We start from the raw sequence: 20,195 nt of genomic DNA on the forward strand, positions 1-20,195 counted from the left end.
CAGATGCAGACGCAGACGCCGATGCAGACGCCGATGCAGACGCCGACTCAGACGCAGATGCAGATGCAGACGCAGACGCAGATGCAGATGCAGATGCAGACGCAGATGCAGATGCCGATGCCGATGCAGACGCCGATGCAGACGCAGATGCAGACGCCGAAGCAGAAGCCGATGCCGACGCAGACGCCGATGCAGACGCCGACGCCGATGCAGACGCAGACGCCGATGCAGATGCAGACGCCGAAGCAGAAGCAGAAGCCGAAGCCGAAGCCGATGCAGATGCAGACGCAGATGCAGATGCAGACGCAGACGCCGAAGCCGACGCCGACGCAGATGCAGACGCCGAAGCAGAAGCAGAAGCCGAAGCCGATGCAGATGCAGACGCAGATGCAGATGCAGAAGTCGACGCCGAAGCCGACGCAGACGCCGATGCAGAAGCAGAAGCAGAAGCATAAGCAGAAGCAGAAGCCGAAGCCGAAGCAGAAGCAATGGCAGAATCTAATGCAAACAATAATAACCAATCTAATGCAAGTAACAATGTAGGACCTATAAATGTTCATACACCAATAAATATATATATAACTTGTGGTTGTTGTGGTAAAAAGCATAAGCATACAATAGACGAATGTGTTGAACATGAAGGATGTATTGAACTTCAAGATGAAGACTAAAAATTTAGATCAGTTATTAAAAACTCATTTGTAATAAGGAGCATATATTAATATGAAAAATATAGAAAACTCAAGTGATAGTAAACCAAAAAAAGATATAAAATTATCACATGATAGTCAACATTCGCATGATAGTAAATCAAAAAAAGATATAAAATCATCACATGATAGTCAGAATTCGCATGATAGTAAATCAAAAAAAGATATAAAATCATCACATGATAGTCAGAATTCGCATAATAGTAAACCAAAAAAAGATATAAAATCATCACATGATAGTCAACATTCGCATGATAGTAAACATTCAAAGGGTAATAAATAAGATTAAGGAGTGGTCATATTTGACCACTCTTTTTTTAGCACTCACTTTTTGTTTTTAGAGTATAAAAATTTATAGCAACGAACTAGATATTTTCACAAATAAAAAGGGTTCCAACTAAAACAGTTGAAACCCTTTAAAGCACTTATTGGTGCCGGATATGGGACTTGAACCCATACGGTATTGCTACCAACGGATTTTGAGTCCGTCGCGTCTGCCATTCCACCAATCCGGCAAAATATTGAATATACATATATTATATCAACTCAGCCAAACGTTTGCAATATATTTAATATTAATATCATCGTAATATTGTGGTAATATTAAATAATAGAATATTGGGATATAATAGATATAAAGAAAAGAATTTAAAAGATTTAAAGTATAATTTTTTCGGGATAAATATAAACTTGCTATATTTATCTGTAATTATAAACTTGCTATATAGTATAAAAAATAGAGAAGTAGTAGGAGAGATAAATTTGGATAAGAGATTAATTATAATAGATGGAAACTCAATAATAAATAGAGCATTTTATGCATTACCAGAGATGAATAACAAAGAAGGATTAAAAACCAATGCTATTTATGGATTTACAACAATGCTATTCAAGATTATAGATACATATAAGCCGACTCATATAAGCGTTGCTTTTGATAGAAAAGCTCCTACTTTTAGACATTTGGAATTTGAAGAATATAAAGCGGGAAGAAAAAAAATGCCAGATGAACTAAAAGTTCAATTTGAGCCATTAAAGCAATTATTAGATAAATTTAATATAAATAGGATAGAAATAGATGGATATGAAGCAGATGACATAATAGGAACAGTTTCTAAGCTAGGTGAAGATAATGGATATAAAGTATATATAGTTACAGGAGATAAGGATGCTATTCAACTTGCATCAGATAAAACAACTACTTTAATAACTAAAAAAGGTATTGGAGAAGTAGAAGAATATGACTTTAATTCTGTCATAGAAAAATATGAAATGACTCCAAATCAGTTTATAGATCTAAAAGGACTTATGGGTGATAAATCGGATAATATACCAGGAGTACCAGGCGTAGGTGAAAAAACAGGTATAAAGCTTATAAAAGAATATTCGAATATAGAAGGTATAATCGAAAATATAGAAAATTTAAAAGGAAGTATAAAAAAGAAAATAGAAGAAAATAAAGATTTAGCTATAATGAGTAAAAGGTTAGCTACAATAATAAGAGATGTTCCAGTAAAAGTTGATTTAGAAAGTTTACAATATGGAGATTTTGATAAAGAAAGTGTTGTAGAGGCTTTTAGATATTTAGGATTTACAAGCTTAATTCCTAGACTTGTAGATTTAGACGGAGGTCAAGAAAGAGAAGAAGAAGTAATACAATTAAATGTACAAAAGTTAGAAGATATAGATAATTTTATAAAAAAAGTAAATGAAAATAATAAAATAATACTAAAAACAGTTAAAAAAGAAGGTAATATTTTAGACAAGAATATAATTTATATGTTTGTAAGTATAGATGGCACGAATATATACTATTTAACCGAGGATGAAATAATTAAATTAGAAAGCATACTTTCTAGCAAAGAAATTAAGAAATTTGGGTATAATCTAAAAGATGATTATATAGCTTTAAGACCATATAAAGTAAAATTAGAAAATATGAATTTTGACATAACTATAGCAGAATATTTAATAGATTCAACTTCATCTACATCTTATGAATGTAGCGCAATAGCAATGAAGTACTTAACAAGAAAAGTTAAATCGAGTGAAGAGTTATTAGGGAAGGGTGTAAAGTCCAAAAAATATCAAGATTTAGACTTTAATGAATTAAGCAACCATATATCTCAAGTAATAAATACTATATATAATGTATCTTCTATCATGGAAAAAAGTTTAAACGAAATGGATATAGATGGATTATTTTACCATGTAGAAATGCCATTAGTTGAAGTATTAGGAGATATGGAATATGAAGGTATAAAGGTAGATAAGGAAAAATTACATGAATTAGGTACTGAATTTAAAGAAGTAATAAAAAAATTAGAAAAAGAGATATATGAAATAGCAGGAGAAGAATTCAATATAAATTCACCAAAACAATTAGGAGTAATATTATTTGATAAATTAGGATTACCTATAATTAAAAAAACTAAAACTGGATATTCAACTAATGCAGATGTATTAGAAAAATTAAGAGATAAAAACCCGATAATAGATAAGATTACAGAGTATAGACAAATAGTTAAGTTAAATTCGACTTATGTAGAAGGTTTATTAGGAATAATAAATCCAATAAGCCAGAGAATACATTCATCTTTTAATCAGACTATAACTACAACAGGAAGGATTTCTTCTACAGAGCCTAATCTTCAAAATATACCTGTAAAGCTTGAGATAGGAAGAAATATAAGAAAAGTATTTATAGCAGATAATGGATGCGAATTAGTAGATGCAGATTATTCACAAGTAGAGCTTAGGGTGTTAGCTCAAATGAGCCAAGATGAGAATATGATAGAAGCATTTAAACATAATGAAGACATTCATACAAAAACAGCTTCTCAAGTGTTTAATGTAGATATGAAAGATGTTACAAGTGAATTAAGAAGTGCAGCAAAAGCAGTAAATTTTGGTATAGTATATGGAAAGAGTGATTTTGGATTAGCAGATGATCTTAATATACCAGTTAAGCAAGCTAAAGAATATATTGAGAGTTATTTTAATAAATATAATAAAATAAAAGAATACATGGATGAAACTATAGAAAAAGCTACAGAAGATGGATATGTAACTACTATATTTAACAGAAGAAGATACATACCAGAAATAAAATCAAGTAATTTCATGGAGCGAAATCGTGGAAAAAGATTTGCTATGAATGCACCTATTCAAGGTAGCGCTGCAGATATAATAAAAATAGCAATGGTAAATGTATATAAAAAGTTAGAAGAAAAGAATTTAAAATCTAAACTTATACTACAAGTACACGATGAACTTATTGTTGAAGCAATAGAGGAAGAAATTGATATAGTAAAAATAATAGTAAAAGAAGAGATGGAAAATGCAGTTTTAATGGATGTTGATTTAGATGTAGACTTAAATGTAGGATATTCTTGGTATGAAACAAAGTAGGTGAAAGCGTGTTAATATTAGGCCTTACAGGAAATATAGGTTGTGGTAAAAGCAGCCTATCTAATATATTTAAAGAAAATGATATTGAAATAATTGATGCAGATATAATATCTAGGCAAATATTTGAAGATAAAATTCTTTTAGAAGAGGTTTTTATTCAGTTTGGTGAGGATATAAAAAATAGTGATGGAAGTTTAGATAGAAAAGCATTAGGAAGAATAGTTTTTAATAATAATAATAAACTTATAGAATTAAATAATTTAACTCATCCTAAAATTCGCAATAAAATATTAGACAAGATAGAAACGGCTAAAAATTACAATAAAAAAATTGTGGTTATAGATGCAGCACTATTAATAGAAAGTGGGTATTTAACTATAGTACATAAGTTACTAGTTGTAAATTGCAATAAAGAGGTACAGATAAAAAGGATACAAGATAGAGATAATTGTACAAAGGAAGAAGCTATAAGTAGAATAAATTCTCAAATGAGTCAGAAAGAAAAAGTTAAGTATGCAGATTATATAATAGATAACTCAGGTACTTTTGAAGAATTAAGGGAAAAGGCTAATAACTTTATATTGTACATGAAGGAGAATTGGTGTGAATAAGAAAAGGATATTAATAATTCTATCTATTTTCATGATTTTATTTGCAGCATTTTTGGCTGAAAGAAAGATAATACATAAAATAATTTATCCTAAAAAATATTCTGAATATGTAACAGAATATGCTAAAGAGTTTAAGATAGATGAGAATCTAGTATATAGTATTATAAAAGCAGAAAGTAAATTTAAAGAAGATGCAATATCTTATAAAAGTGCCAAGGGATTAATGCAGATAAGTGACATAACTAGGGACTGGGCAATAGAAGAGTTAGAATTAGATGAAATAGACATTTTCAACCCAGAAATAAATATAAGAATTGGATGTTGGTATTTAAATAAGCTTTATAAAGAATTTGGCAAACTAGATTTAGTTATAGCTGCATATAATGGAGGTTCAGGAAATGTGAATAAATGGTTAAGTAATAATAACTATAGTAGAGATGGTAATAAATTATATAATATACCATTTAAAGAAACTTCAAATTATGTACAAAAAGTAAAAAAGAATTATGAAAATTATAATAAGATATATGGCAAGAAAGGAACAAACTAATGAAAAAATTAAAGATTCTATCCATAATCTTAGCAATATCGATTATGGTAGTTGGATGTAGTGATAAAATAGAAAGTGGTCAAAAAAAAGATACAGATAAAAGTAGTATGAATTTAGAATATATAAATTTAACTATGGTAAAACCAACCACAATAAATCCAATATTAAATAAAGATAAATCTGTAGGATACATAACTAATCTGATTTATGATGGTTTATTTACAATAGATGAAAATTATAATGTGGTACCACAACTAGTTAAAGAATATGGTATATCTCAAGATGGTATGAGTATAGATATTAAACTAAAAAATGCAAAATGGCATGATGGAACTACAGTAACATCTCAAGATGTGAAATTTAGTGTAGATTTAATACAAAAAAACACAGATAGCCCATACAATGTATTAACACAAAATATAGCATCTATATCTATAGCAAACAATAGTGAATTTACAATTAACTTTAAAGAAAAATATGCTTTCTCAGTAGATACATTAATATTTCCAATAGTATCGCAATCTAAACTAGGTTCAGTATCAGATAAAGATATAAAAGATTATAAGAAAAATTTAATAGGCAATGGTCCGTATAAAATAGAAAAATATGAAGAACGAGATGGAATGATATTGACTAGAAATGAAGAATATTATAATGAATTACCGAATACCACAAAGGATATAAAGGTTGGAATAGTACCTGATGAAGAAGCTCAAGTTTCTATGGTTATGGCATTAGATAGTGATATAGCAGGTGTATCATTAAATGACTTAAGTAAATTTTATGAAAAAGAATTCAATATTACAAAATACGAAGGAAGAGATTATGAAAGTTTAATTTTTAATTATAATAATCCATTTTTAAGGGATGTTAACTTTAGAAAAGCAATAGCGCATGCTATAAATAGAGAAAAAATAGCAGAAGAAGGATATATGGGAGATGCTAAATTAATAAATTTCCCTCTTAATTCAAATTCAAAGTATTATAATAAGGATGTAAAAGTTGTTGATTATAACAAAGACAAATCAAAGGAATATCTTGATAAAGTTAAGCCAATAACAGATGAACAGATACAAAATTTAATTAATAAAGATAATGCAAATAAAAGTTATAAAGAAGCAGAAAAAAATAAAACTGATATAAAAGATAACGATCAAAAAAATAGTGAAGAAAACATTAAAAAGATGATTACTAAATTGAACTTAAAAATTATTGTTAATAAAAACAATACAGAAAGAGTTAAATCAGCTCATATGATAGGGGAATATCTAAAAACTATAGGTATAAAATCTACCATTGAAGAGTTAGAAGATAAAGACATAGAAGATGCTATAAATTCTAAAGATTATGACTTAGCTCTAGTTGGGTGGGAGTTATCTATTGTGCCGGACGTTAGAAGTATAATTGAAAGTTCAGGATATAATGATGAAAAATTAAATAATTATATGGAATCTTTATCAAGTGCAACTAGTCAATCACAAGTAGAGGATATATACAAATCAATACAAAAATATATAAATGATAATGTGATTTTCATGAGTTTAGTAATCAGAGATGATTATATGGTTACGAATAGAAGAGTCCAAGGTGAGATATCTCCAAATGACTTTGATGTGTATGAGGGAATAATAAATTTAACGATAAAAGATAAATAATAAACCTATTATGGTTTAAATTTAAAAATTTTAGATAAACTTATTGACTTATAGCATTAAAACGCATATTCTTTATTGTATAATAATGTATATGCGGGGATGGCGGAATCGGCAGACGCACTATCTTGAGGGGGTAGCGAGTTTATACTCGTGCGGGTTCAAGTCCCGCTTTCCGCACCAAAATATAAAAAGGGTAGGTTTAATTTGAGTTAAACCTGCTCTTTTTATATTTAAATAATATAGATAAAGATTTAAGATAGGTGAAAATTTTATAATTTATTTAAAGAAATTATAAAAGAGAATTATATTTGTAATATTTATAGGAAAATATAAAATATATATTAATTAAAATATGTTATAATACCCATGTAGGGTATATAAGGAGGTGGAAATATGAAAAAGAAGTTATTAATAGAAGGTATGAGTTGTGGGCATTGTGTAAATCATTTGAAAACAGCACTTACAGAAGATATAAAAGGTGTGGAAGTAATAGAAGTAAATTTAGATGAAAAATACGCAATAATTGAAATGGAAGATATAGTAAGTAAAGATGAATTGAGTTCAATAATAGAAGAATTAGGATTTGAGCTAAACGGAGTAGAATAATCACAAAAATAAGAACTAGCAATTTGCTAGTTCTTATTTTTGTGATTATTTAATGGTATAAAAAAAGACTTCTATTGGGGGAAAAGTAATAGAAGTCTAAAATGGGGGAGATTGAGTATGTTTGATTTTACCTTAATAGTATGTCCATACTCAGACTATATATACATATAAATACACAATTAATAATAAATCATATATATCGAAGAAGAATTTGACTTGAAATATAAAAAACATATTTGATGTATTAGAATTATTAAATTTGGCCAAGAAGGTAACTCACATTTTTTAAAAAGTTTGAATATAATATAAATAACTAAGGGGGGAGTATCATGGATGAAAGAGGATATAAAGAAAATTTAAGAATAATGATACTTGATATGGCCCAAAAAGAACTTGATAGCTATGTATCCCAAAAGGGAGTACAAAAGTACTTAGAGGGAAATGTTGATAAAATAATAAATGAAAATATCAAAAAGATAAATCAAGGTATAGGGGTGAACAAAAAATACTTGGAAATATTAAAAAAGGGTGCATGTCAAGAAAATATTTCTTCCATTGCAAGAACTATAAAATCAGAAGAAGTATTCAAATCTAAAAATGAATTAGTAAAGTTCGCAAGATATTTAGGTATAAATGCAAATATGAAGAATTCATACAATCAAACATTAAGAAAATTATCTACGCATATATATTCTAATAGAAATGAATACTCTAAAAAGTATTTTTCATATAAAAGAGGAGAAGATGAATATATATTAGAACCAGAAAAAATAAAAACAGACTTAATAGAAAGTTATAAATCAAAAACAAGGAATGATATGAGGTCTATAGCTAGATTACTAGATATAAAGGTAGAAGATGAAGATGGAGCAGAGGATATAAGGAAAAAAGTAATAAATTATATCATGAAGGAAAAGCTTGCTAAAAAATAAATAGAATAATGTAGAATTGAAGGCGCTTATAAAGCGTCTTTAATTTTGAAAATAGCATATAATATAAAAGAAATCAAACGAGGAGTTGATGGCATATACGTATTAAAAAAATAGGTATAATAATAACATTAGTATTATTAATTAATATAAGTTTCATTATAGAAAGGAATTATTTTCCGACTAAAAAGGAAATAAAGATAGTTAGTTATAATATTCATAGTGGATTAAATAAAGACATGTTTCCTACACTTTTTGATACAATTGATTTCTTAAGAATTTCAAATGCAGATATGATATGTCTTCAAGAAGTTAATGAATCTGCAAAGGCTGGTTTTCAGGTGAGTAGCTTTAAAGAAGAATTAAATATGTACTCTCATTTTGGAGCTAATGTAGTAGGTTTAGGATTAAACTATGGACTAGTTACATATTCAAAATATCCTATAAAAAGTGAAAATCATATTTATTTAAGCAGTGATAGAGAACAAAGAGGTATGTTACATACTGTAGTTAATGTTGAAGGTAGAAAGGTAAATATTATAAATGTACACTTGGGTCTTGGAGACAAAGAAAGAGAAATACAGCTCACTGAATTGGTAGATTTCATAAGTAAATTAGATAATGAACCATATATAGTAGTTGGAGATTTTAATCAAGGTAGTATGTCTTTAGATGATAGAGTTTTGAAAGATGTAGCAAAGGAGCTGAACAAAGAAAATATATTAACCTTTGCTACAGGCCTTGATAGAATAGACTATATATTTGTATCTCCTAAAATTGAAGTTTTAGATTATGATGTTTTAATAAAAAATATGTCTGATCACTATCCAATAATAGCAAAGATAAGAATATAAAACTATACCGAACATAATAAATATATAACAGGTGTAGTTTTATATTTTGAAAAATTTATAAATGGACTAACGATTTGCTTATTGAACGAAGCTAATTTATTATTTGTTAAAAAAAATAATAAATAATCATAAATTAATAATTTTAAAAATATATATTATTAATAATACTTTTAGGGGGGACAAACTAATGAATAAGAGAAAGACAATATACAGGGGGTTCAATAAAAGACGTAAGACAAAGATGATAAAAGTACTTTTAATAACAGTAAGTTTATGTCTAATTGGTGGATATGGGTACATAAAAGTTAAAGATAGTGATATTATTCAAAATTTATCTAAAAAAATATCATTTTTAAAATTGGACAACTTTTTTTCAAGAGAAGGTGAGTTTTTAAGTTATGATGATTATAAATTAAAAAATAATGAAACAGATGAAGATGTAGAAGTACAAAAAGACCCTGAAGATAAAATAAACAATGAAGAAAATAATAAAGTAAGTGAAGAGGTTAAAGTAGCAGTAATAGATTCATGGAATATTTACACTATTCAAGTAGCTTCAGTTAAAGATGGAAAAGATATAGATAAAATAGAAGCTCAATTAGTAGAAAATAAAATACCTTTTTCAGTAGTAGAAATGGATGGAGCAAAAAAAGTACAAACATATGCATTTTTTGATAAAGATATAACTAGAACTCATATGGAAAAAATAAAAACTGTATTTCCAGATGCATTTATATCAGAAATGAAAATACCTGTATTATCATTAGAATACACTAGTAAATACTCATATGTAGAAAATATATCAAAAGAATTAAATAAATTGATAAAAAACTTTAAAGAAGAATCTGAATTTTGGTCAACAAAAGAAGAAAAGAGAGACTTAAAAGCGTACAACACAATTTTAACAAATAGAAAGCAAATAATATCAGGTATACAAAAAGAAGCTGATAAAATTGATTATTCTAAAATGAATGTGTTTAAAGATAATTTAATAAAATATACAAAGGATGTAAATGATAAAATTGATATGTCATCAAAAGCGGCAAAAGAACAAAATTATAATATAAGTAAAAGTTTATATTTATCTTCTATGCAAGGTTATTTTTCATTTATTAATTCTATAAAGGAAGCATAAAAAGGTTACTTCATAACCACTAGAGCTGTGTCTAGTAAATATTTAAAACTTGATTTTTACAAAATTTATATAATTAAAAAATAACCTCCTTTGAATGGAATTAATTAAAAAATTCATACACAGGAGGTTATTTTTTATAATATTACAAAGAAAGTTAATCTATTATCAGTATTTATCTCCTAAATTGAATATAAATTTAATTTAATGTAAATATATATATATAGTTACTGAAATTCACTAAAGAATAAGTATATGAAAAATTAAAATGGAGTAATTTTAAACCACATAATCATAGAGCGTTAGCTCCAGAACCATGGGGTTTATTGTATAAAGTATTAAATTTCACAGTAATTCAACACTAGTAGCTTTATAGCAACTTTTTTTGAAGTGAAAAAACTAAAAATTATAAAAATATTTTAAAAACGGATATTTTTTTAACAATTGTTAAGTTTTTATATTATATATAGTATACTTATATTAAAGTGAAAATAAATTATTCTAATTTATAGATAAGGGGGTAAAAAAATGAAACTCTTAACTTTCAAGGGAGGTATACATCCTCCATATAGAAAGGAGTATTCTAATCAAAAGGCTATTGAAAGATTAGAAAATCCTAAAGTAGTATATATACCTCTTCAGCAGCATATAGGGGCTCCGGCAAAGCCTATTGTTGAAGTGGGAGATTTAGTAAAGGTAGGTCAAAAAATAGGAGAGCAACAAGGATTTGTTTCTTGTAATGTACATTCATCAGTATCAGGAAAAGTTATAGCAATAAAAGAACATGAGTTAGCTGGGGGCCCAGGCGTATGTATTGTTATAGAAAACGATTTCTTGGAAGAGGCGCATGAAAGTGTTAAGTCAAAAGGTGAATTAGACAGTTTGAGCAAAGAAGAGATAGTAGGAATAATAAAAGAAGCAGGAATTGTTGGTATGGGAGGAGCTACATTCCCAACGCATGTAAAGTTATCACCGCCACCAGATAAAAAAATAGACGTAGTCATATTAAATGGTGCAGAATGTGAGCCGTATTTAACAGCAGATCATAGGTTAATGCTTGAAAATCCTGAAGATGTAGTATTTGGATTAAGAGTCTTTATGAAAGCGTTAAATGTATCTAAGGGATATATAGGAATAGAGGTTAACAAGCCAGATGCATTAGAAGCAGTAAAAAAAGCAGCACAAAAATATTCTGACATAGAAGTAGTTAGTCTTGAAGTTAAATATCCACAAGGAGCAGAAAAACAACTTATTTATGCATGTACAGGCAGAGAGGTACCATCAGGAGGATTACCTATGGATGCTGGTGCAGTAGTTAATAATGTTGGAACAGCTGCTCAAGTAGCACAGACTATAAAAACAGGAATGCCATTAGTTGAAAGAATTACTACTGTAACAGGTAGTTGTATAAAAGAGCCTAAAAACGTAATAACAAAAGTAGGAACGCTAGTATCTGAAATTATAGAACAGTGTGGCGGGTTTAAAGAGGACAAAACAATTGGTAAAGTTATAATGGGTGGACCTATGATGGGAGTAGCACAGTATACAATAGACATACCTACTAATAAAGGGGCATCTGGAATATTATGTTTAGATGAAGAAGAATCTCGTACTCCAAAACCACAAAATTGTTTAAGATGTGGTAAGTGTTTAACTGTATGTCCTGCATTTTTACAACCATTATATATAAGTGCATATTCTTTAAAAAATGATTTTGAAAGTGCTGAAAATCATAGGGCATTAGACTGCATAGAGTGTGGGTCTTGTTCATTTGTATGTCCAGCGAGAAGACCATTACTTCAATCAATTAGAAATGCAAAAAGAGAAATAATAGCAAATAAAAGAAAACAATCAGCTAATAAATAAGGAGAGTTAGGAGGGATAAGAATGGATAGCAAATTGATAGTATCATCTTCTCCTCATGTGAGAAGTAATGAAGATACATCTTATATAATGAAGCAAGTTATAATAGCGCTTCTTCCTGCGACATTAGGATCATTGTACTTTTTTAGATTAAGCGCATTAAATGTAATATTCTTTTGTATAATTGGGGCAGTAGGTGCTGAATTTTTATATCAAAAAATAACAAAACAAGAAAGTACAATAGGTGATTTTTCGGCAGCAGTAACTGGATTACTGCTAGCATTCAATGTTCCAGCATCACTTCCATGGTGGATGTGTATACTAGGATCAGTGTTTGCAATAATAGTAGTTAAAATGGTTTTTGGAGGAATTGGTAACAACTTTATGAACCCAGCACTTGCAGCAAGAGCATTTTTATTAGCATCTTTCCCAGTAGCAATGACAGCTTGGACTAAAACTGGAGTTAACTGGGTAAGTTCTGGAAATATAGATGCGTATACAACAGCAACTCCGTTAAGTTTTTTAAAGAATGGGGTAGAAGGTATATCGGGTCTTGCTAGCAACGGAATAAGTCTTACAGATATGATGATAGGAAATATTGGAGGGTGTATAGGTGAGACATCAGTTATATTAATTTTAATTGGTGGACTTTATTTAATGTATAAAGGGATAATTAACTATGTAATACCAGTATTTTATATAGGTACAGTCTTTATATTATCATTTATACTCGGAGGATTTAATTTAAACTTTGCTATATATCAGTTAGTAGCAGGAGGACTTATGTTAGGTGCATTTTTCATGTTAACTGACTATACAACATCTCCTATGACTACTAAAGGTCAAGTGATATACGCAGTATTAGCGGGTGTAATAGCAACGGTTATAAGATTATATGGAGGATATCCAGAAGGTGTGTCATACTCAATATTACTAGTTAATGTTATGGCACCACTTATAGATAAATATGTAAAAAATAGAGTCTTTGGGGAGGTGGCTAAGTAATGAATAATATAGCGAAATTAGGTGCGAATTTATTTATTATATGTGCAGTGGCAGCCTTAGCACTTGGTCTTACAAATCAAGTGACAGCTCCTAAAATAGAAGAAAGAAGTATACAAGCCAACAATGAATCAAGAAAAGTTGTATTACCAGAAGCGAAAGAATTTAAACAACTTGAAAATAGTGAATTCGAAGGAAATGATGGTTTAGTAGCTGAAGTTTATGAAGGTACAAATGAATCACAATTAGTGGGATATACTATAAAAACACTTCCAAAAGGATATGGAGGTAATATAGAGCTTATAGTAGGTATATCAAAGGATGGAGTTATAACAGGCATTAATATAGGAAATATGTCTGAAACTCCAGGGCTTGGAACTAAGGCAGCAGAACCTCCATTTAAGGATCAGTTTAATCAAAAACCAGCTAAAGAGCTTAGTGTAGTTAAGGGAAAGGCATCAGGAGAAGACCAAATAGAGGCGATATCAGGGGCAACTATTACATCTAGTGCTGTTACAAAAGGAGTAAATGCAGCGATAGAAGTATTTAATAGTAGCCTTAGTAAATAGGAGGGTAAGCTTATGAAGTTAGCTAAAATATTTAAAAATGGGCTAATAGATGAAAATCCAGTATTTGTGCAAGTAATGGGTATGTGTCCAACATTAGCTGTTACGACATCAGCTATAAATGGACTAGGAATGGGGCTTTCAACTACAGCGGTTTTACTTTGTTCCAATGTAGTTATATCTTTAATGAGGAAAATAATACCAGGAAAAATAAGAATACCTGCATTTATAGTTGTTATAGCTACATTTGTTACTATAGTAGGAATGCTTTTAAAAGCGTATGTACCATCACTTGATGCAGCGCTTGGATTGTTCATACCGTTAATAGTTGTTAATTGTTTAATATTAGCGCGTGCTGAAAGTTTTGCATCTAAAAGTGGGCCAGTAGAATCTGCGATAGATGGTTTAGGTATGGGGCTTGGATTTAGTATAGCACTTACAATATTAGGTGCAGTAAGAGAATTACTTGGAAATGGTAGTTTATTTGGATTAAGTTTATTTGGAACATCATTCCAACCAATGTTATTATTTATATTACCTCCAGGTGCATTTTTAACATTAGGATTTCTTTTAGCAGGATTTAACAAGTTAAGAAGTAAGAACGTATAATGGGGGTGAAGTAATTGAATTTAGTACTTTTATTTTTAAGTGTTGTTCTTGTTAACAACGTCATAACATCTCAATTTTTAGGGATATGTCCTTTTTTAGGAGTTTCTAAAAAAGTTGATACAGCAGTTGGTATGGGGGTTGCAGTTACATTTGTTTTAACATTAGCTTCTGTAATTACGTACTTCATACAAAAATTACTAGTTGCAACACAAAATGAGTTTTTACAAACAATAGCGTTTATATTAGTTATAGCATCTATAGTTCAGTTTGTTGAAATGGTAATACAAAAAATGAGTCCATCTTTATATCAAGCGCTAGGAGTTTTCTTACCTCTTATAACTACAAACTGTGCTGTCCTAGGAATAGCCCTAGTTAATGTAAATAATGGATATAATTTAGTAGAAACAATAGTTAATGGATTTGGAGCAGGTATAGGTTTTACATTAGCAATAGTATTATTTGCAGGGATAAGAGAAAGATTAGAATTAGCGGATATACCGGAAACTTTCAAAGGAATCCCTATAACGCTTATATCAGCAAGCTTGATGTCAATAGCATTCTTAGGATTTGCTGGACTTATAAAACTATAAAATAGGGGGTGAAGATAATGTCTATACTTAATTCAGTTTTAGTTTTAGGAGTTTTAGGGCTTATATTTGGTGCAGTCCTTGCATATGCATCTAAAAAATTTGCAGTAGAAGTAGATGAAAGAGTAGAAAAAATACTTCAAGTACTTCCAGGTGCAAACTGTGGTGGATGTGGATTTCCAGGATGTGGCGGTCTTGCAAATGCTATAGTAGAAGGAAGTGCACCTATAAATGCATGTCCAGTTGGAGGAGCAGGTTGTACAGCTAAAATAGGTGAAGTAATGGGGCTTAAAGCAGAAGAAGGAGAAAAGAAAGTAGCTAAAATAATATGTAAAGGAAATTGTTTAAGCTCTAAAAATAAATACGAGTATGAAGGAATACATGATTGTAGATCGGCAAATACTTTGAATTTAGGAGCTAAATCTTGCAAATATGGATGCTTAGGTCTAGGAACTTGTAGAGATTACTGTAAGTTTGGAGCTATTTCTATAGTTGATGGATTAGCTATAATAGATGAAGAAAAGTGTGTAATGTGTGGAAAATGTATAGAAGTTTGTCCAAAAAGAATAATATCTCAAAAACCAGTTAAGCAAGAGGTAGTTGTAGAGTGTAATAGTGAAGATTTTGGAAAAACAGTAAAAGAAAAATGTAGTGTAGGATGCATAGGGTGCGGATTATGTGTTAAGGCGTGTCAATTTGAAGCTATAGAATTTGAAAATAAAATAGCAAAAATAAATTATGATAAGTGTGTGCAGTGTATGGCATGCGTTGAAAAGTGCCCAACAAAAGTTATAAAAGGGAACTTAGATAATAGAAAAAAAGTTACTGTAGATGAAGAACTTTGTATAGGATGTACAATTTGTAAAAAGCAATGCAAATTTGATGCTATAGAAGGTGAATTAAAAGGAAAACATAAAGTAGATGAAAAAAAATGTGTTGGATGCCATTTATGTATTCAAAAATGTCCTAAAAAGGCTATTAAAACTATATAATATGGATAAGATAAAGGTATGGGTTTCCATACCTTTTGTTTTATTTTTAAATAAACAGGTTAAGTATAGAGTTCGTAAATATATAGTAAAAATATTATGAAATTTAAATTTTATTTTGTATCTAAAACTATATCCAAGGATAAGTAAACAAGAGATTTAAAACTATCATAAAAATATAATAGCATTTAATAATTATTAATATGAAAATATGACGATAGTGTAATAAAATCGTTCGACATTTGTGTTGAATTTTTTACAATATAATGATAGACTAAATAAGTATAAATTTGAAGTACCAAATGAGGTGAAAAAATGAATATAATCTTAGCATCAGCATCGCCTAGAAGAAAGGAAATTCTAGAAAATACAAATGTTAAATTTGACGTAGTAAAAAGTGAAATAGATGAGGTTATATTGGATCAGGAATTGCCATCTCAAGTAGTAATGAGACTTGCATTTGAAAAGTGTATGGATATAGCAGGTAGATATGAAGATGATTTAGTTATAGGTGCAGATACTATTGTCGTATTAGATGGTATTATCCTAGGTAAGCCAAAAGATAAAGATGATGCTACATCTATGATTAAAAAATTATCAGGCAAAACACATCAAGTTATAACTGGTATTAGCCTGATAAATTTAAATGCAAATAAAAAAATAATTGATTATGTAGTTAGTAATGTTAAATTCAAAGATTTATCTGAAGAGGACATAAAAGATTATATACAAACTAATGAATCACTAGATAAGGCCGGAGGATACGGAATACAAGGATATGGAGCATTATTAGTTGAAGAAATACAAGGCGATTACTTTAACATAGTGGGACTTCCTATATCAAGATTAAGTGATTTATTAAAAAAATATTTTAGTATAAATCTTTTTTATGGAGGGTGATCTAGCTGAAGGAGTCTTTTAATGTACAGATGACAGTAAAGGAAATGGCATTAGAAGAAAGACCAAGAGAGAAAATGCTTGCTAAAGGAGAAAAGAGTTTATCAAATGTTGAGTTGTTAGCAATTCTTCTTAGAACGGGTACTAAATATAAAAATGCTATAGAATTAGCTAACTATATTATAAACAAGGATACGCAAGGATTAAGATATCTACAAGATATGACTATAGAAGAATTATGTGAAATAGACGGAGTAGGGCTATCTAAAGCAACTATGATAAAAGCAGCACTAGAGTTAGGAATTAGAGTTGCAAGTATTAAACCAAATAAATATAAGGTTAAAAATCCTTGGGATATATATAAATATTATATGGACAGTTTAAGATATCAAAAACAAGAGATTTTTAAGGTAGTTTTTTTGAATACAAAAAATGAAATTATATCGGATGTAGATGTATCTAAAGGAACTTTAAACTCATCGTTAGTTCATCCGAGAGAAGTTTTTAGAGAAGCAATAAAAAGAAGTACAAATAAAATAATTTTAATGCACAATCATCCATCAGGTAATATAGAACCATCAAATGAAGATAAGAGCGTAACTTCAAGACTTATTAAATGTGGAGAGTTAATAGGGATAGAAGTTATTGATCATATAATTATAGGAGATGGATTATATTTTAGTTTTAAGGAAAACATGATAATTTGATTTGATAGAGCAGGAAGGAGTAGCAATATGGCTAAGGAAAAGAAAGAGAAAAAAGAAAAAAGAGGACTTATGTCTATGTTCGGATTTAATAAAATGACAAAGGATATGGGTATAGATTTAGGAACTGCAAATACACTAGTTTATATAAAAGGACAAGGAATAGTAGTAAAAGAACCATCTGTTGTGGCTATAAGAGATGATAGCAAGGAAGTTTTAGCAGTAGGTGAAGAAGCTAAGAAAATGATAGGTAGAACACCTGGAAATATAGTAGCTATAAGACCTATGAAGGATGGAGTTATAGCTGACTTTGATATTACTCAATCTATGTTAAGTTATTTTATACAAAAAGCAGCAGCTAAAAAAGGTGTTGTAAGTCCTAGAATAGCTATATGTGTTCCTTACGGAGTTACAGAGGTAGAAAAGAGAGCAATAGAGGAAGCTGCTAGACAAGCAGGGGCTAGAGATGCATATCTTATAGAAGAGCCAATGGCAGCAGCTATAGGAGCAGGTTTAAGAGTTGAAGAGCCAGAAGGAAATATGGTAGTAGATATAGGAGGAGGTACTGCAGAAATAGCTATAATATCTTTAGGTGGTATAGTTACTGCTAAATCAATAAGAATAGGTGGAGACGAGTTTGATGAATCTATAGTAAATTATGTTAAAAGAGAATATAACTTAATGATAGGTGAAAGAACTGCTGAAGACGTTAAGATAAGCATAGGGTCAGCATTTAAAGATGATCAAGAAACTAGTATGCAAATAAGAGGTAGAGATTTAATATCTGGATTACCTAAAACAATAGAAATAGGATCTGCAGAAGTTAGAGATGCTTTAAAAGAGCCAATAAACTCAATAGTAGATGCTATAAAATCAACTTTAGAAAAAACACCACCAGAATTAGCATCAGATATAATGGAAAATGGAATAATGTTAACTGGAGGGGGAGCATTACTTAGAGGGCTTGATAAATTAGTTAAGCAAGAAACAGGAATGCCAGTACAAATAGCTGAAAATCCACTAGATTGTGTTGCCTTAGGAACAGGAAAATCAGTAGAAGATCAAGAAATATTTGAAAAAGTATTAATGATGAATGCTAGAAAGTAATTAAAAGTTGGTGATATCTTGAAATTTGATAAGAATAAAAAGGAAAAAAAGAGGATTAACATTAAAGTGATAGCAACGGGGATTGTTGCTATCACTTTAATTGGAATTGTAGGAATATCAATAGGCAAATTTTCTGGAACTAATCCTGTAGGCCCAGGAGTATTATTAGATGGAATAACAGTAATAGAAGGAAACTTTAATAAAGGATTTACATTTTTACAAGGTAGCTTTAAAGATTTAATAAATTATAAAAAAAATGCTAAAGAAATATCAGAATTAGAAAAAGAAAATGATAAGTTAAAACAAGAAGTAATAGATTTAAATAACAAACTAGATGAAGGAGAGTCTTTAGGTAGCTTAAAAAAATCGCTTAATTTTATTGATGAAAAGTATAAAACGAAAAGTATATCAACTAGAGTAGTAGGGAAAAACGACGGCAACTGGTATAATAGTTTTACAATAGGTGCAGGAAGTAGTGATGGCGTAAAAAAAGAAAGTATAGTAGTTAATGGAAATGGATTAGTAGGTATAGTATATGAAGTTTCAAAAAATTATAGCAAGGCAATTTCTTTATTAGATACAAAGTCATCTGTAAGTTTTAAATTATTGAAAGATTCTAACTTTAAGGGTATTATCACTCAAAATTTAACTTTAGATCATAAAGAAAGTTATAAGAATAAAGGATATTTACATGGGTATATGTTTGACACATCTTACGATGTGTTACCTGGAGATGTAGTTGTAACTTCTGGGCTAGGTTTATATCCAAAAGGAATACCAATAGGCGAAATTGATCAAGTGATAGATGATAAAAATAAATCTATGAAATATGTAGTCGTAAAACCATATGTTAATTTTAAAAATTTAGATGATGTTATGATTATTGAGCCGAGAAATATAGGATAAAGGAGACTAATTAATAATGAAAAAAGTTTTACTTTGTCTTTTAGGTGTTTTATTGGTAATGGTAGAAAATAGCATTACTAATTATTTAGATATACTTAGTATAAGTTTTAATATAGTTATTATATATATGACGATTATTTCATTATATATAGATGAGTTAGAAGTAGGTGTAATAGGTGCCATATTGGGGTTAATAAAAGATATAACTGTAGGTGGTATATTTGGAGTTAATGGTTTGATTTTATTTGTAATAGCATATTCAATAAGTCATTTAAAAGATAAAATATATAAAGAAAGTAGTATAACTATATTTGCATTAGTATTTATAACTAATTTATTTGACTCTATGGTAAATATAGCTACAGTTAGTGCAATTTATAATAACTATGGAATAATAACTCTAGCAATAAAAGGAATAATTATAATTCCTCTAGCAAATAGTTTGCTGAGTATATTGCTATACAAGATATCAAAAAAATCTGTATTAAAACTTAAAGAAGATTAGTT

22 protein-coding genes and 2 tRNA genes are annotated in these 20,195 nt (G+C 29.2%); 23 read left to right on the forward strand and 1 reads right to left on the reverse strand.

Annotated elements, in window-relative coordinates; genetic code table 11:
- The 3 genes from VLM92_RS10400 to VLM92_RS10410 form a co-directional block, all read left to right on the forward strand.
- The coding region (locus tag VLM92_RS10400) for a hypothetical protein (RefSeq protein WP_325276278.1) at window positions 1-543 on the forward strand (543 nt) is incomplete at its 5' end.
- On the forward strand, window positions 489-671 hold the full coding sequence (locus tag VLM92_RS10405; protein WP_325276279.1) for a hypothetical protein: 183 nt from the start codon (window positions 489-491) through the stop codon (window positions 669-671). The genes VLM92_RS10400 and VLM92_RS10405, both read left to right, overlap by 55 nt.
- 52 nt (window positions 672-723) lie before the next feature.
- Window positions 724-993 (forward strand): hypothetical protein, encoded by a 270-nt coding sequence (locus tag VLM92_RS10410; RefSeq protein ID WP_325276280.1) that lies wholly within the window; start codon window positions 724-726, stop codon window positions 991-993.
- Between the two features lie 146 nt (window positions 994-1,139).
- Here VLM92_RS10410 and VLM92_RS10415 read toward each other — a convergent pair.
- Window positions 1,140-1,225 (reverse strand) — tRNA-Leu (locus tag VLM92_RS10415).
- Between the two features lie 247 nt (window positions 1,226-1,472).
- On the opposite strand from VLM92_RS10415, the gene polA reads away from it, so the two are divergent.
- From polA to mreD, 20 genes are all read left to right on the forward strand, one after another.
- Window positions 1,473-4,121, forward strand: coding sequence for a DNA polymerase I (gene polA / locus VLM92_RS10420; protein WP_325276281.1), 2,649 nt, complete (start codon window positions 1,473-1,475; stop codon window positions 4,119-4,121).
- A gap of 8 nt (window positions 4,122-4,129) precedes the next feature.
- Window positions 4,130-4,732, forward strand: coding sequence for a dephospho-CoA kinase (gene coaE, locus VLM92_RS10425; RefSeq protein WP_325276282.1), 603 nt, complete (start codon window positions 4,130-4,132; stop codon window positions 4,730-4,732).
- Entirely contained in the window at window positions 4,725-5,282 is a 558-nt protein-coding gene (locus tag VLM92_RS10430; RefSeq protein WP_325276283.1) for a lytic transglycosylase domain-containing protein, read from the forward strand. Before coaE ends, VLM92_RS10430 begins: the two co-directional genes overlap by 8 nt.
- On the forward strand, window positions 5,282-6,937 hold the full coding sequence (locus tag VLM92_RS10435; protein ID WP_325276284.1) for a peptide ABC transporter substrate-binding protein: 1,656 nt from the start codon (window positions 5,282-5,284) through the stop codon (window positions 6,935-6,937). Before VLM92_RS10430 ends, VLM92_RS10435 begins: the two co-directional genes overlap by 1 nt.
- A 93-nt stretch (window positions 6,938-7,030) precedes the next feature.
- Window positions 7,031-7,117: transfer RNA gene (locus VLM92_RS10440), tRNA-Leu, on the forward strand.
- A 213-nt stretch (window positions 7,118-7,330) separates the two neighbouring features.
- A complete protein-coding gene (locus VLM92_RS10445) occupies window positions 7,331-7,543 on the forward strand; it encodes a heavy-metal-associated domain-containing protein (RefSeq protein ID WP_325276285.1) in 213 nt (70 codons plus the stop codon).
- Window positions 7,544-7,872: 329 nt separating this feature from the next.
- Window positions 7,873-8,475 carry a hypothetical protein gene (locus VLM92_RS10450; RefSeq protein WP_325276286.1) on the forward strand — a complete coding sequence of 201 codons (603 nt, stop codon included), beginning with the start codon at window positions 7,873-7,875 and terminating at the stop codon, window positions 8,473-8,475.
- Between the two features lie 158 nt (window positions 8,476-8,633).
- Window positions 8,634-9,326: an endonuclease/exonuclease/phosphatase family protein gene (locus tag VLM92_RS10455; RefSeq protein WP_325276332.1), complete on the forward strand. Its 693-nt coding sequence runs from the start codon at window positions 8,634-8,636 to the stop codon at window positions 9,324-9,326.
- 187 nt (window positions 9,327-9,513) lie between these two features.
- Window positions 9,514-10,461 (forward strand): hypothetical protein, encoded by a 948-nt coding sequence (locus VLM92_RS10460; RefSeq protein WP_325276287.1) that lies wholly within the window; start codon window positions 9,514-9,516, stop codon window positions 10,459-10,461.
- Window positions 10,462-10,986: 525 nt separating this feature from the next.
- Entirely contained in the window at window positions 10,987-12,324 is a 1,338-nt protein-coding gene (gene rsxC / locus VLM92_RS10465; RefSeq protein WP_325276288.1) for an electron transport complex subunit RsxC, read from the forward strand.
- A gap of 21 nt (window positions 12,325-12,345) precedes the next feature.
- On the forward strand, window positions 12,346-13,326 hold the full coding sequence (locus tag VLM92_RS10470) for an RnfABCDGE type electron transport complex subunit D (RefSeq protein ID WP_325276289.1): 981 nt from the start codon (window positions 12,346-12,348) through the stop codon (window positions 13,324-13,326).
- Window positions 13,326-13,892, forward strand: coding sequence for an RnfABCDGE type electron transport complex subunit G (locus VLM92_RS10475; protein ID WP_325276290.1), 567 nt, complete (start codon window positions 13,326-13,328; stop codon window positions 13,890-13,892). Before VLM92_RS10470 ends, VLM92_RS10475 begins: the two co-directional genes overlap by 1 nt.
- Before the next feature lie 12 nt (window positions 13,893-13,904).
- Entirely contained in the window at window positions 13,905-14,498 is a 594-nt protein-coding gene (locus VLM92_RS10480) for an electron transport complex subunit E (protein ID WP_325276291.1), read from the forward strand.
- Window positions 14,499-14,512: 14 nt separating this feature from the next.
- Window positions 14,513-15,088 carry an electron transport complex subunit RsxA gene (gene rsxA, locus VLM92_RS10485; protein ID WP_325276292.1) on the forward strand — a complete coding sequence of 192 codons (576 nt, stop codon included), beginning with the start codon at window positions 14,513-14,515 and terminating at the stop codon, window positions 15,086-15,088.
- Between the two features lie 17 nt (window positions 15,089-15,105).
- Window positions 15,106-16,077 (forward strand): RnfABCDGE type electron transport complex subunit B, encoded by a 972-nt coding sequence (locus tag VLM92_RS10490; RefSeq protein ID WP_325276293.1) that lies wholly within the window; start codon window positions 15,106-15,108, stop codon window positions 16,075-16,077.
- A 312-nt stretch (window positions 16,078-16,389) separates the two neighbouring features.
- Window positions 16,390-16,974, forward strand: coding sequence for a Maf family protein (locus tag VLM92_RS10495; RefSeq protein WP_325276294.1), 585 nt, complete (start codon window positions 16,390-16,392; stop codon window positions 16,972-16,974).
- A gap of 44 nt (window positions 16,975-17,018) precedes the next feature.
- Window positions 17,019-17,678 carry a RadC family protein gene (radC, locus tag VLM92_RS10500; protein ID WP_325276333.1) on the forward strand — a complete coding sequence of 220 codons (660 nt, stop codon included), beginning with the start codon at window positions 17,019-17,021 and terminating at the stop codon, window positions 17,676-17,678.
- A gap of 27 nt (window positions 17,679-17,705) precedes the next feature.
- Window positions 17,706-18,782: a rod shape-determining protein gene (locus VLM92_RS10505; RefSeq protein ID WP_334309501.1), complete on the forward strand. Its 1,077-nt coding sequence runs from the start codon at window positions 17,706-17,708 to the stop codon at window positions 18,780-18,782.
- 18 nt (window positions 18,783-18,800) lie between these two features.
- Complete coding sequence (mreC, locus tag VLM92_RS10510; protein WP_325276295.1) at window positions 18,801-19,688, forward strand: rod shape-determining protein MreC; 888 nt, start codon at window positions 18,801-18,803, stop codon at window positions 19,686-19,688.
- Window positions 19,689-19,704: 16 nt separating this feature from the next.
- Window positions 19,705-20,193, forward strand: coding sequence for a rod shape-determining protein MreD (gene mreD, locus VLM92_RS10515; protein WP_325276296.1), 489 nt, complete (start codon window positions 19,705-19,707; stop codon window positions 20,191-20,193).
- Window positions 20,194-20,195: the final 2 nt, after the last annotated feature.

The organism is Romboutsia sp. (assembly GCF_035470145.1).
GTDB lineage: Bacteria > Bacillota > Clostridia > Peptostreptococcales > Peptostreptococcaceae > Romboutsia_D.